Here is a 12,812-nt window from a genome sequence, read left to right on the forward strand (position 1 = left end):
TTAGCTGGCCGCGTGAGAAATGATATGGCCGAGATCCTGGATATCTTCCCCCATTCCACGCGTGGTGTTACAGCCGGAAAGTAACGCGCTGGACAGCGCTAACAGAAGCAGAATTTTAACGGTACGGTTCATCATCCCTGCCTGCAAAAAACAGGCGCAGCGGGCGCTGCGCCTTCAGTCTTGACGTAAATTACTTCACGCGAGATACGTATTCGCCGGAGCGGGTATCTACTTTGATCACTTCACCAGTCTGTACGAACAGTGGAACTTTAACCACTGCACCGGTGGACAGGGTAGCTGGCTTGCCGCCAGTACCTGCGGTATCACCTTTCAGACCTGGGTCGGTTTCAACGATTTCCAGCTCTACGAAGTTTGGTGGGGTAACAGCGATAGGCTGGCCGTTCCACAGGGTCACGATGCACTCAGCCTGGTCCAGCAGCCATTTTTCGCTATCGCCAATCGCTTTAGCATCCGCAGACAGCTGCTCGAACGTTTCGTTGTTCATGAAGTGCCAGAACTCACCGTCGTTGTACAGGTAAGTCAGGTTCATATCGACAACATCAGCGCCTTCAGCGGAGTCAGTAGACTTGAAGGTTTTCTCAACACGGGTACCGGTCAGCAGGCGACGCAGCTTAACGCGCGCGAATGCCTGGCCTTTACCTGGTTTAACGAATTCGCTGGCTTCAACCGCGTACGGTTCGCCGTCCATCATGATTTTAAGACCAGCACGAAAATCGTTGCTATAGTACGTTGCCATAAGGCCCTCTAAATTTGTTAACTGGTAGCTAAGCCACAAAATGGCGCATATTGTAACCCTAAACACCCCGTCCAGAGAAGATTGGTTATCGCAACTTGCCGATGTAATCACCAGTCCTGATGAATTGCTGCGTCTGTTAGACCTCGATCAGTACCCAGAGTTGCTTGCAGGCCGCGAGGCTAAGCGACTTTTTGCCCTGCGTGTTCCTCGCGCGTTTGTTGCCCGTATGGAGAAAGGAAACCCTGACGATCCATTATTAAAACAAACGCTTACTGCGCAGGAAGAGTTTATATCGGCGCCAGGATACAGCACCGATCCTCTGGAAGAGCAGAACAGTGTGGTACCGGGTTTACTGCACAAATATCTCAACCGTGCCCTGCTGCTGGTGAAAGGCGGCTGCGCGGTAAACTGCCGTTATTGTTTCCGTCGCCACTTCCCGTATGCCGAAAATCAGGGTAATAAACGCAACTGGCAGGTCGCCCTGGACTATATCGCCGCCCATCCGGAACTGGATGAGATCATTTTTTCGGGTGGCGATCCGCTGATGGCAAAAGATCATGAGCTGGACTGGCTGTTGACCCAGCTTGAAGCCATTCCACACATCAAGCGTTTGCGCATCCACAGCCGTTTACCGATTGTTATTCCGGCACGTATTACGGACGGTCTGGTATCTCGCCTTGAGCAGTCTCGTTTACAGGTTCTGCTGGTGAACCATATCAACCATGCGAATGAAATCGATGAGGCATTCCGTGCGGCGATGGCGCGTCTGCGCAAAGCGGGGGTGACGCTGTTGAACCAGAGCGTGTTGCTGCGCGGTGTGAATGATAATGCCCGGGTTCTGGCGGAGCTCAGTAATGCGTTATTCGATGCGGGCGTGATGCCCTACTACCTGCACGTACTGGATCGTGTGCAAGGCGCGGCGCATTTCATGGTCACGGATGAAGAGGCCCGGCAGATTATGCGCGAACTGTTAACGCTGGTTTCAGGCTATATGGTGCCGAAGCTGGCGCGAGAGATTGGCGGTGAGCCGAGTAAGACGCCGCTGGATTTGCAACTGCGGCAACAATAACGGCAGGTGGCGCTACGCTTATCCGCCCGGTGGGGTTGGGCGCAGCGCCATCAGCAATGTAGATCAGTTAGGGCACTTATAGACCTGGCCATTCATCTGGCTGGCCGTTGGCACGAAGCTGGACAACATCCCTTGCGACGGGCTGCTCACACCGTAAATCACGTTGCCACCCATCTCTGCAGCCTGGTTACGCAGCGCGTTAGCGGCACCGCGCATAGATCCACCTTCTTCACCGTGCTGACCCGACATCCAGTTGCTTTGCTCACCGGTTGCCGTGCCTAAAAACTGGCACTCGTTACCCGGCTTATCTTCAACAAAGCGAACGCCCTGACCTGCAGCAGACAGCTCACTGCTGGAGCTACAACCCGCCAGCAGCAATGCTGCTCCTACGATCCCTGCACAGACTTTTACGCGCATGTTATTCCTCGTTTTCAATAAGCTGGACAGCAGATGTTGTCCGTGTGTAAACCTTATACTAAAAAGATGACCAAAAGAAAAACCCCCGAGCATTTCTGCCCGGGGGTTTTTCTCATTCTAAGCGGTAAAGCGCACGATTACATCATGCCGCCCATACCACCCATGCCGCCCATACCCGCAGCACCTAAGTCAGGTGCGTCGCCTTTAGGCATGTCGGTCACCATGCACTCGGTAGTGATCATCAGACCCGCTACAGAGGCCGCGTACTGCAGTGCAGAACGGGTCACTTTGGTTGGATCCAGGATACCGAAGTCGATCATGTTGCCGTATTCTTCAGTTGCAGCGTTGTAACCGTAGTTACCTTCGCCCGCTTTCACCATGTTCGCAACCACGGATGGCTCTTCACCGGCGTTGGAAACGATCTGACGCAGTGGTGCTTCCATTGCGCGCAGCGCAACTTTGATACCCACGTTCTGATCTTCGTTCTGAGCAGTCAGGCCAGCCAGTTTAGCGGCAACACGCACCAGCGCGACACCACCACCAGCTACCACGCCTTCTTCTACTGCTGCACGGGTCGCGTGCAGAGCATCGTCAACGCGTGCTTTCTTCTCTTTCATTTCAACTTCAGTTGCCGCACCCACTTTGATTACTGCCACGCCGCCTGCCAGTTTCGCTACGCGCTCCTGCAGTTTTTCACGGTCGTAATCAGAGGTTGCTTCTTCAATCTGCTTACGGATCTGAGCAACACGGCCCTGAATAGCCGCTTCTTCACCCACGCCATCAATGATGGTGGTGGTGTCTTTGTTGATCACAACGCGTTTAGCCTGGCCCAGGTCTTCCAGGGTCGCTTTTTCCAGCTCCATACCGATCTCTTCAGAGATTACGGTACCGCCAGTCAGGGTAGCGATATCCTGCAGCATCGCTTTACGGCGGTCGCCGAAGCCAGGTGCTTTAACCGCAGCCACTTTCACGATGCCACGCATGGTGTTAACCACCAGGGTCGCCAGTGCTTCACCTTCAACGTCTTCAGCAATGATAACCAGCGGCTTGCCTGCTTTCGCAACGGCTTCCAGCACTGGCAGCATTTCACGGATGTTGGAGATTTTCTTGTCAGCCAGCAGGATGAATGGGCTTTCCAGCTCAACAGCGCCCGTTTCTGGCTTGTTGATGAAGTATGGGGACAGGTAACCGCGGTCGAACTGCATACCTTCAACCACGTCCAGTTCGTCTTCCAGACCGGTACCGTCTTCAACGGTGATCACGCCTTCTTTACCGACTTTGTCCATCGCTTCCGCGATCAGTTTACCTACGGTTTCGTCGGAGTTAGCGGAGATAGTACCAACCTGAGCAATCGCTTTAGAGTCGGAGCATGGAACGGACAGTGTTTTCAGCTCTTCAACCGCCGCAGTAACCGCTTTGTCGATACCGCGCTTCAGATCCATTGGGTTCATACCCGCAGCAACGGCTTTCAGACCTTCGGTGATGATAGCTTGTGCCAGTACGGTTGCGGTGGTGGTACCGTCGCCTGCAGCGTCGTTCGCTTTAGAGGCAACTTCTTTCACCATCTGCGCGCCCATGTTTTCGAACTTGTCTTCCAGCTCGATTTCACGTGCTACAGAAACACCGTCTTTAGTAATGGTTGGTGCGCCGAAGGATTTATCCAGCACTACGTTACGGCCTTTCGGGCCCAGGGTCACTTTAACTGCATCTGCCAGTACGTTTACGCCGCGGAGCATTTTTACACGAGCGTCGTTACCGAATTTTACGTCTTTAGCTGCCATGTTCTTATTTCCTCAAATTCTCGTGCGTAAAATTACGCTTCAACAATTGCCAGAATGTCGCTTTCGGACATGATCAACACTTCTTCATTGTCGATCTTCTCGGATTTCACGCCGTAGCCATCGTTGAAAATTACGATGTCACCAACTTTAACGTCCAGTGGCTGCACAGTTCCGTTTTCCAGAATGCGGCCCTTACCGACAGCGATGATTTCGCCACGCGTTGATTTTGCTGCTGCAGAACCAGTCAGAACGATGCCGCCAGCAGACTTGGTTTCAACTTCTTTACGTTTGACGATCACACGATCATGTAACGGACGAATACTCATTGATAGCTCTCCTTTGAGAAAGTCATTATCAGTTATGGATGACGCCGGTCCGCACGCGGTTTTCCGACTAGTGCCCTGAGAGATGGGGATAGCTTTTTCCCCCTTCAAGGGGCAGACGAAAAAAAATTTGCGAAAGTGTTACCATCGCCTCTCTTTTGATCGTGGCAGGGCGATGTCAATGAGTGGACTAAAACAGGAGTTGGGACTGGCGCAGGGCGTGGGTCTGCTGTCGACCTCCTTGTTAGGTACGGGTGTGTTTGCGGTACCCGCGCTGGCAGCACTGGTGGCCGGCAATAATAGCCTGTGGGCGTGGCCAGTGCTGATTGTGCTGGTGTTTCCGGTCGCGGTCGTGTTTGCCATCCTCGGACGGCATTTCCCCAGCGCGGGCGGCGTAGCGCACTTTGTCGGTATGGCGTTTGGTCCGCGACTGGAGCGGGTCACCGGCTGGCTGTTTCTTTCTGTTATTCCGGTCGGTCTACCGGCAGCGTTGCATATCGCGACCGGTTTTGGCCAGGCGCTGTTTGGCTGGCATAACGAGCAACTGCTGCTGGCCGAGCTGGGTACGCTGGCCATCGTCTGGTGGGTCGGCTCACGGGGTGCCAGCTCGAGTGCCAACCTGCAAACCGTCGTTGCAATACTGATTGTGGCCCTCATTGTCGCCATCTGGTGGAAAGGGGATATTACGCTGAAGGAGATCCCCTTCCCCGCGGTAAGTGACGTCAACCATTCGCAGCTGTTCGCTGCGCTGTCGGTAATGTTCTGGTGTTTTGTCGGGCTGGAGGCGTTCGCCCATCTGGCCTCTGAGTTTAAACAACCGGAACGGGATTTCCCGCGCGCCCTGATGATTGGCCTGCTGTTAGCAGGTACCGTTTACTGGGCCTGTACCGTGCTGGTACTGCATTTCAACGCGTTCGCCGCGGATAAAGCGGCCGCTGCCTCGCTGCCGGGCATTGTGGTGCAACTGTTTGGTCTGAAAGCGCTGTGGGTCGCCTGTGTTATTGGCTATCTGGCCTGTTTTGCCAGCCTCAATATCTACATCCAGAGCTTTGCGCGTCTGGTATGGTCGCAGGCGCTTGATAGACCAGAGAGCCGCCTTGCGCGCCTGTCTAAACGTCAGTTGCCGTTGAATGCGCTTAATACCGTGCTGGGCTGCTGCGTCTTGAGTTCGCTATGTATTTACGGGCTGAATATCAATCTTGATGCCCTGATCGTGTACGCCAACGGGATTTTCATCATGATCTACCTGCTGTGCATGCTGGCGGGTTGTCGTCTGCTGAAAGGTCGCTATAAAGCGCTGGCAGTGGTTGGTGGCGTGCTTTGCCTGCTGTTGATGGCGATGGTGGGGTGGAAAAGCCTGTATGCGATTAGCATGCTGGCGGGGCTGTGGCTGTTTTTACCGAAACGCGGCACCCTGTAAAACAAAGCCCGGTAGCGATTCGCTTACCGGGCCTGGCCTCTTTTACCGATCGTCTTTATGGTCTAAACGGTCGCGCTGTTCATCTTTACGCTGATACTCCCCTTCGAAAGTATCCCCCGGCCCTGTACTGAAGCCACCGCCCGGCATACGGCTAAAACGCAGATGCGGCAGTAGCTTCATGGTCAGGTGTTTTTGCACCGGCGGCAGAAGCAGCAGCAGGCCGAGGAAGTCAGTGAAGAATCCCGGTAGGATCAGCAGCAGGCCAGCAATAATCAGCGAGACGCTTTTGATCATCTCTGCGGCCGGGCTTTCGCCTGCGGCCATCTTCTGCTGCATTATCAGGAAATTTTTGAAACCCTGATTACGCACCAGCGACATGCCGATCACCGAAGTGAAAATCACCAGAATCAGCGTTAACAGGACACCCAGTACATGGGCGACCTGGATAAAAATTGAAATCTCGATGTAAACATAGAGAAAGAAAGCAATAAATGGTATCCAGCGCACTGGCATCTCCTGTGTGGCAGGTGCCCTCAGGCCCCTGTCTGAATGTGTTCGCGAAACGCGTCTGTAAGAAATGGTGACGGTTAGCCAAAATTCAATCGGTTTGCACGGATATTTTTTCTGGAAATTTTAAAGCGGTGACTCATTTCACAGATTAATAATTATCATGGAATCGGGTCGATAATAAGTGATCCAGATTACGGCAATTCGCTATCATCAGCATATGATCTCGAACATCTGGCTGATTGAGGGAATAATCGTCGGTCAGAAAATATTCAAAACCACATAAATACTGTGTGTTTAGTACAATCCATCGGCAGCTTGAAAAGAAGGTTCACATGTTAAACAACATTCGTATCGAAGAAGACTTGTTGGGTACCAGGGAAGTTCCAGCGGATGCCTACTATGGTGTTCACACTCTGAGAGCGATTGAAAACTTCTACATCAGCAACAACAAAATCAGCGACATCCCTGAATTTGTACGTGGCATGGTGATGGTGAAAAAAGCCGCAGCACTGGCCAATAAAGAGCTGCAAACCATTCCAAAAAGCGCGGCAAATGCGATTATCGCTGCCTGCGATGAAGTGCTGAACAACGGCAAATGCATGGATCAGTTCCCGGTCGATGTCTATCAGGGCGGCGCGGGCACCTCCGTTAACATGAACACCAACGAAGTACTGGCAAACATCGGCCTGGAGCTGATGGGTCATCAGAAAGGTGAATACCAGTATCTGAATCCGAACGACCACGTTAATAAATGTCAGTCCACTAACGACGCCTACCCAACCGGCTTCCGTATCGCGGTGTATGCCTCCGTAGTGAAACTGGTGGACGCCATCAATCAGCTGGGTGATGGCTTCCAGCGCAAAGCCGTTGAGTTCCAGGACATCCTGAAAATGGGTCGTACCCAGCTGCAGGACGCGGTTCCGATGACACTCGGTCAGGAATTCCACGCGTTTAACGTGCTGCTTAACGAAGAAACTAAAAACCTGCTGCGCACCTCCGAGCTGCTGCTGGAAGTGAACCTGGGCGCAACCGCCATCGGCACGCGTCTGAATACGCCGGACGGTTACCAGCAGCTGGCGGTACAGAAGCTGGCTGAAGTCTCTAACCTGCCGGTTGTGCCTGCAGAAGATCTGATTGAAGCCACCTCCGACTGCGGCGCGTACGTTATGGTTCACAGCGCCCTGAAACGTCTGGCGGTGAAACTCTCCAAAATCTGTAATGACCTGCGCCTGCTCTCTTCCGGTCCACGCGCTGGTCTGAATGAAATCAACCTGCCAGAGCTGCAGGCCGGTTCGTCCATCATGCCGGCGAAAGTGAACCCGGTAGTGCCAGAAGTGGTGAACCAGGTCTGCTTTAAAGTCATCGGTAACGATACAACCGTGACCATGGCCTCTGAAGCCGGCCAGCTGCAGCTGAACGTCATGGAGCCGGTCATCGGCCAGGCAATGTTTGAATCCATCCACATTCTGACCAACGCCTGCTACAACCTGCTGGAGAAATGCGTTAACGGCATCACCGCAAACAAAGAAGTTTGTGAAGGGTATGTCTACAACTCCATCGGCATCGTCACCTACCTCAACCCGTTCATCGGCCACCATAACGGCGACATCGTCGGTAAGATTTGCGCCGAAACAGGTAAGAGCGTGCGTGAAGTCGTTCTGGAGCGTGGACTGTTGACCGAAGCCGAGCTGGACGATATCTTCTCGGCCCAGAACCTGATGCACCCGGCATACAAAGCGAAACGATATACCGATGAAAGCGAACAGTAGCAGTTCAGGCTAGGCTTCCTTAAGGCACGTCACTTGTGACGTGCCTTTTTTCTTTATAGGCGTTACCAAAATACAACAATTCAATATCAACTTGTTAATAAGCAAGGCAGGTCCTTATGTTTGGAGCAGAACTCGTCATCGTCCTGTTGGCGATTTATTTGGGAGCAAGACTCGGGGGTATCGGCATTGGTTTTGCCGGCGGTCTCGGGGTGCTCGTACTTACCCTTATCTTTCAGATTAAACCCGGCGCAATCCCTTTTGACGTTATCGAAATCATCATGGCGGTTATTGCCGCTATCGCAGCCATGCAGGTGGCAGGCGGTATGGACTACCTGGTGAGCCTGGCGGAGCGTATGTTACGCCGCCATCCAAAATACATTACCTTCCTTGCCCCGCTGGTGACGTGGTTTATGACCATTCTCGCCGGTACTGGCCACACCGCCTTCTCCACGCTGCCGGTCATTACCGAAGTGGCGAAAGAGCAGGGCATCCGTCCGTCTCGTCCACTCTCGATTGCCGTGGTCGCGTCCCAGATTGCGATTACCGCATCACCTATCTCCGCTGCGGTGGTCTTCTTCGCCGGTATCCTTGAGCCTATGGGCGTGAGTTACCTGACGCTGCTGGCCATCTGTATTCCGGTGACGCTGATTGCAGTGATGATCACCGCCGTGCTGTGTAACTTCCTCGGCGCCGAACTGAAAGACGATCCGGTTTATCAGGAGCGTCTGGCAAAAGGTGAAGTGAAACTGCGTGGTAGCCAGGTCTTCGAACTGAAGCCGCATGCAAAACGCTCCGTCTTGCTGTTCCTGATCGGTATCGTTGCGGTCATGTTCTACGCAACCGCCATCAGTGACACCGTGGGTCTGATCCAGAACCCGGTCCTGCCGCGTAACGAAGCGATTGTGGTATTCATGCTGACTATCGCTACGCTGATCAGCATCACCTGTAAAATCGACACCAGCGAAGTGCTCAACGCCAGCACCTTTAAATCCGGTATGAGCGCCTGTGTGTGTGTACTGGGTGTGGCCTGGCTTGGTGATACCTTCGTGAAAGCTCACATCAGCGATATCCAGACCGTTGCGGGCGACCTGCTGCACAACTATCCGTGGCTCCTGGCTGTGGTGCTGTTCTTTGCCGCAACCCTGCTTTACTCTCAGGCGGCCACCACCAAAGCCCTGATGCCTGCGGCACTGATGCTGGGAGTTACCCCGCTGACGGCTATTGCCTCGTTTGCTGCCGTTTCTGCGCTGTTCGTTTTACCCACCTACCCAACCCTGCTGGCGGCGGTTGAGATGGATGACACTGGCTCGACTCGCATCGGTAAGTACGTATTTAACCATGCGTTCCTGATCCCGGGCGTGGTAGCTATCTCGCTGTGCGTGATCCTCGGCTTTATCATTGGCGGCATCGTGCTGTAAACAATGATGGGTTGTAAAAATAGTTAAAAACGGGCCGCTCTGCGGCCCGTTTCATTAATGACCAATAGCCTTGCGTGATATAGTGAAGACTTTCGTGATGAGGAGGTCGACTTGTGAACACGCCTGATGCTGTTGTTGTCCTTTGTACCGCCCCTGATGAAGCCTCTGCCCAGGATCTCGCCGCCAAAGTGCTGGCCGAAAAACTGGCAGCCTGCGTGACGCTCCTTCCTGGCGCCACCTCCCTTTACTACTGGGAAGGTAAACTGGAGCAGGAGTACGAAGTCCAGATGTTGCTCAAAACCAATCTGGCGAACCAGCAGGCACTCCTGGACTGCCTCAAATCTCATCATCCTTATCAAACCCCCGAACTGCTGGTATTGCCAGTGGTCCACGGCGACAACGATTATCTCTCATGGCTCAACGCTTCCTTACGCTGATCCTGCTGCTGTGCAGCACATCAGTTTTTGCCGGGTTATTTGACGCTCCCGGCCGTTCGAACGTTATTTCTGCCGACCAGGCATTTGTTTTCGATTTTCAACAAGACCAGCATGACCTGAATCTTACCTGGCAGATAAAAGAGGGGTATTACCTCTATCGCAAGCAGGTCAGCATCACGCCTGCTCAGGCAAAGGTAGGCCCACTTCAGATGCCTGCGGGCGAGTGGCATGAAGACGAGTTTTTCGGTAAAAGTGAAATCTATCGCCAGCGGTTAAGCGTGCCCGTGGCGGTCAATCAGGCCGATAAAGGCGCCACCGTGACCGTCACGTATCAGGGCTGTGCCGACGCGGGCTTCTGCTATCCGCCGGAAACCAAAGTCATTCCGCTGAGCGAAGTTAAAGCGGCCGCCAGTATGCCTGCTCTTCCCGCAGGGGAGAGCACCGGGGTGAAGGACGACGGTCACACAGCGCTGCCCTTCTCCGCCTTGTGGGCTTTACTGATTGGTATCGGTATCGCCTTCACGCCGTGCGTGCTGCCCATGTATCCGCTTATCTCCGGGATTGTCCTCGGCGGTAAGCAACGCCTTTCAACCGCACGCGCCCTGCTGCTGGCCTTTATCTACGTGCAGGGTATGGCGTTGACCTACACCGCACTGGGCCTCGTGGTTGCTGCTGCCGGACTGCAGTTCCAGGCTGCACTTCAGCACCCTTATGTGCTGACTGGCCTGTCGATCGTATTTATTGTGCTGGCGCTGTCGATGTTTGGTTTGTTCAGCTTACAGCTGCCGTCCGCGTTGCAGACGCGCTTAACGCTGATGAGTAACCGTCAGCAGGGTGGCTCCCCGGGCGGCGTGTTCGTGATGGGTGCCATCGCCGGGTTGATTTGCTCACCGTGCACTACCGCGCCACTGAGCGCGATCCTGCTGTATATTGCCCAGAGCGGTAACCTGTGGCTCGGCGGTGGTACGTTGTATCTCTACGCGCTGGGAATGGGTCTGCCATTGATTCTGGTAACGGTATTCGGCAACCGTCTGCTGCCCAAGAGCGGCCCGTGGATGGAGACGGTGAAAACCGCGTTTGGTTTTGTCATTCTGGCGCTGCCGGTGTTCTTGCTCGAGCGTATTATCGGCGACGTCTGGGGGATGCGCCTGTGGGCAATGCTCAGTGTTGCCTTCTTCTGTTGGGCGTTTATTACTAGCCTGGCAGCGAAAAAGCCGTGGATGCGTCTGGTGCAAATCCTCCTGCTCGCCGCCGCGCTGGTGAGCGTACGGCCACTGCAGGACTGGGCATTTGGCACACCTGCGGGACAAACGCAGGCGCATTTGAACTTCATCCAGATAAAGAACGTGGATGAACTCAACAGCGCACTGGCGCAGGCGGAAGGCAAACCGGTCATGCTGGATCTGTATGCTGACTGGTGTGTCGCCTGTAAAGAATTCGAAAAGTACACGTTTAGCGATCCGCAGGTGCAAAGTGCACTGAAAGAGACGGTTCTGCTCCAGGCGAACGTCACCGCCAACAGTACAGCGGATAAGGCACTGCTGAAGCAACTTAACGTGCTGGGTCTGCCAACCATTCTGTTCTTCAACGAACAGGGCCAGGAGCAGCCCGCACAGCGTGTAACCGGGTTTATGGACGCGACGGCATTCAGCGCGCATTTGCGCAATCGCCAACCGTAAACAACACTTGAAACGGGACAAACCGTTGGGAATAACGGAGGAGATAACCGTGCAACGCGAAGACGTACTGGGACAAGCCCTGCAATTACTTGAGATTCAAGGGATCGCCAGCACCACGCTTGAGATGGTAGCCGACCGTATTGATTATCCTCTGGATGAACTCATGCGCTTCTGGCCGGATAAAGAGGCGCTGCTTTACGATGCCCTGCGTTATCTCAGCCAGCAGGTTGATGTCTGGCGCAGGCAGCTGATGTTAAATGAAGAACTGACTGCGGAGCAAAAGCTGCTGGCGCGTTATACCGCCCTGAGCGAATGCGTAAGCAACAACCGTTATCCGGGTTGCCTGTTTATTGCCGCCTGCACCTTCTACCCTGACCCCGGCCACCCTATCCATCAACTGGCGGATCAGCAAAAGCGGGCGGCGCATGATTTCACGCACGAACTGCTGACCACGCTCGAAGTGGATGACCCGGCGATGGTCGCTAAGCAGATGGAGCTGGTACTGGAAGGTTGCCTGAGCCGCATGCTGGTAAACCGCAGCCAGGCCGATGTGGATACAGCACACCGTCTGGCCGAAGATATCCTGCGTTTTGCGCAGTGTCGTATGGGTGGTGCGCTGACGTAATCTGTCTGAAGAATTTGACCTGTTCGGCGCGTAAACCGTCAGATTGCCGCAAAGTTAAGCAGTTGAACGGCTTTTCCCGAAATAGTGTTGACGATCAGGCGCGATTGCGGTTTAATGCGCTCCGTTGCCCGGATAGCTCAGTCGGTAGAGCAGGGGATTGAAAATCCCCGTGTCCTTGGTTCGATTCCGAGTCCGGGCACCACTATTTAAAGAACCCAGCCTATGGCTGGGTTTTTGCTTTTCTGCGTCTGATAAACTCTCCTGTAACCACTCTCTGGTCACATCCTCGTAAACCTGTTCCTGCAGTATTTCATGTCGCTTAAAGTGGTCCTGTGCACGCTAAATTCCGTACTGATCTGAAGTGTTTGGGGGATCCTGAAGAGAGATGATGGGGGTTGGGGTTACCGTATCGTGGCTTCGCCTTGTCTGGCGGCACTCTTTGGGGAATTCAGATGTGTATTTCGCGTCCCAAAGCAAAAAACCCCGCACCATACGGTACGGGGTTCTTTTAATTGATGCCTGGCAGTTCCCTACTCTCACATGGGGAGACCCCACACTACCATCGGCGCTACGGCGTTTCACTTCTGAGTTCGGCATGGGGTCAGGT

At 53.9% G+C, this 12,812-nt stretch carries 13 protein-coding genes, 1 tRNA gene and 1 rRNA gene; 8 read left to right on the forward strand and 7 right to left on the reverse strand.

The window, feature by feature from the left end:
* Nucleotides 1-132 (reverse strand): entericidin A/B family lipoprotein, encoded by a 132-nt coding sequence (locus tag BJ887_RS14055; RefSeq protein WP_025206267.1) that lies wholly within the window; start codon nt 130-132, stop codon nt 1-3.
* Between the two features lie 58 nt (nt 133-190).
* Nucleotides 191-757: an elongation factor P gene (gene efp / locus BJ887_RS14060; RefSeq protein ID WP_014882207.1), complete on the reverse strand. Its 567-nt coding sequence runs from the start codon at nt 755-757 to the stop codon at nt 191-193.
* Between the two features lie 40 nt (nt 758-797).
* Between efp and epmB the strand changes: the two genes are divergently transcribed.
* Nucleotides 798-1,826: an EF-P beta-lysylation protein EpmB gene (epmB, locus tag BJ887_RS14065; protein WP_121340011.1), complete on the forward strand. Its 1,029-nt coding sequence runs from the start codon at nt 798-800 to the stop codon at nt 1,824-1,826.
* Between the two features lie 63 nt (nt 1,827-1,889).
* Here the strand turns inward: epmB and BJ887_RS14070 are convergent, their stop codons facing one another.
* The 3 genes from BJ887_RS14070 to BJ887_RS14080 all read right to left on the reverse strand — a co-directional run bounded on the left by BJ887_RS14070 (nt 1,890) and on the right by BJ887_RS14080 (nt 4,350).
* The gene (locus BJ887_RS14070; RefSeq protein ID WP_049023907.1) at nt 1,890-2,243 is read right to left on the reverse strand and encodes a DUF4156 domain-containing protein; all 354 of its coding nucleotides are present in this window, start codon (nt 2,241-2,243) and stop codon (nt 1,890-1,892) included.
* Between the two features lie 137 nt (nt 2,244-2,380).
* Nucleotides 2,381-4,024: a chaperonin GroEL gene (groL, locus tag BJ887_RS14075; RefSeq protein WP_032679409.1), complete on the reverse strand. Its 1,644-nt coding sequence runs from the start codon at nt 4,022-4,024 to the stop codon at nt 2,381-2,383.
* Between the two features lie 32 nt (nt 4,025-4,056).
* The gene (locus tag BJ887_RS14080) at nt 4,057-4,350 is read right to left on the reverse strand and encodes a co-chaperone GroES (protein WP_003855929.1); all 294 of its coding nucleotides are present in this window, start codon (nt 4,348-4,350) and stop codon (nt 4,057-4,059) included.
* 178 nt (nt 4,351-4,528) lie between these two features.
* Between BJ887_RS14080 and yjeH the strand changes: the two genes are divergently transcribed.
* Nucleotides 4,529-5,767, forward strand: a complete 1,239-nt coding sequence (gene yjeH / locus BJ887_RS14085) for an L-methionine/branched-chain amino acid transporter (RefSeq protein WP_121340012.1) — start codon at nt 4,529-4,531, stop codon at nt 5,765-5,767.
* A gap of 42 nt (nt 5,768-5,809) precedes the next feature.
* On the opposite strand, the gene BJ887_RS14090 is transcribed toward yjeH, so the two are convergent.
* Nucleotides 5,810-6,274: an FxsA family protein gene (locus BJ887_RS14090; RefSeq protein ID WP_032679407.1), complete on the reverse strand. Its 465-nt coding sequence runs from the start codon at nt 6,272-6,274 to the stop codon at nt 5,810-5,812.
* Nucleotides 6,275-6,609: 335 nt separating this feature from the next.
* Here BJ887_RS14090 and aspA point away from each other — a divergent pair, with 335 nt between their 5' ends.
* The 6 genes from aspA to BJ887_RS14120 all read left to right on the forward strand — a co-directional run bounded on the left by aspA (nt 6,610) and on the right by BJ887_RS14120 (nt 12,407).
* Nucleotides 6,610-8,046, forward strand: a complete 1,437-nt coding sequence (gene aspA / locus BJ887_RS14095; protein ID WP_020882968.1) for an aspartate ammonia-lyase — start codon at nt 6,610-6,612, stop codon at nt 8,044-8,046.
* Nucleotides 8,047-8,162: 116 nt separating this feature from the next.
* Nucleotides 8,163-9,464 carry an anaerobic C4-dicarboxylate transporter gene (locus BJ887_RS14100; RefSeq protein WP_006178930.1) on the forward strand — a complete coding sequence of 434 codons (1,302 nt, stop codon included), beginning with the start codon at nt 8,163-8,165 and terminating at the stop codon, nt 9,462-9,464.
* 113 nt (nt 9,465-9,577) lie between these two features.
* Nucleotides 9,578-9,901 (forward strand): divalent cation tolerance protein CutA, encoded by a 324-nt coding sequence (gene cutA, locus BJ887_RS14105; RefSeq protein ID WP_014168278.1) that lies wholly within the window; start codon nt 9,578-9,580, stop codon nt 9,899-9,901.
* The gene (locus BJ887_RS14110; RefSeq protein ID WP_121340013.1) at nt 9,877-11,580 is read left to right on the forward strand and encodes a protein-disulfide reductase DsbD; all 1,704 of its coding nucleotides are present in this window, start codon (nt 9,877-9,879) and stop codon (nt 11,578-11,580) included. The genes cutA and BJ887_RS14110 overlap by 25 nt, the downstream gene beginning before the upstream one ends.
* Before the next feature lie 49 nt (nt 11,581-11,629).
* Complete coding sequence (locus BJ887_RS14115; RefSeq protein ID WP_020882970.1) at nt 11,630-12,205, forward strand: transcriptional regulator; 576 nt, start codon at nt 11,630-11,632, stop codon at nt 12,203-12,205.
* Between the two features lie 126 nt (nt 12,206-12,331).
* Nucleotides 12,332-12,407, forward strand: a tRNA-Phe gene (locus tag BJ887_RS14120).
* A gap of 315 nt (nt 12,408-12,722) precedes the next feature.
* Here the strand turns inward: BJ887_RS14120 and rrf are convergent.
* A 5S ribosomal RNA gene (rrf, locus tag BJ887_RS14125) occupies nt 12,723-12,812 on the reverse strand; the annotation flags it as partial.

It is taken from the genome of Enterobacter sp. WPR_3_1 (assembly GCF_003635055.1).
GTDB classification, from domain to species: domain Bacteria; phylum Pseudomonadota; class Gammaproteobacteria; order Enterobacterales; family Enterobacteriaceae; genus Enterobacter; species Enterobacter ludwigii.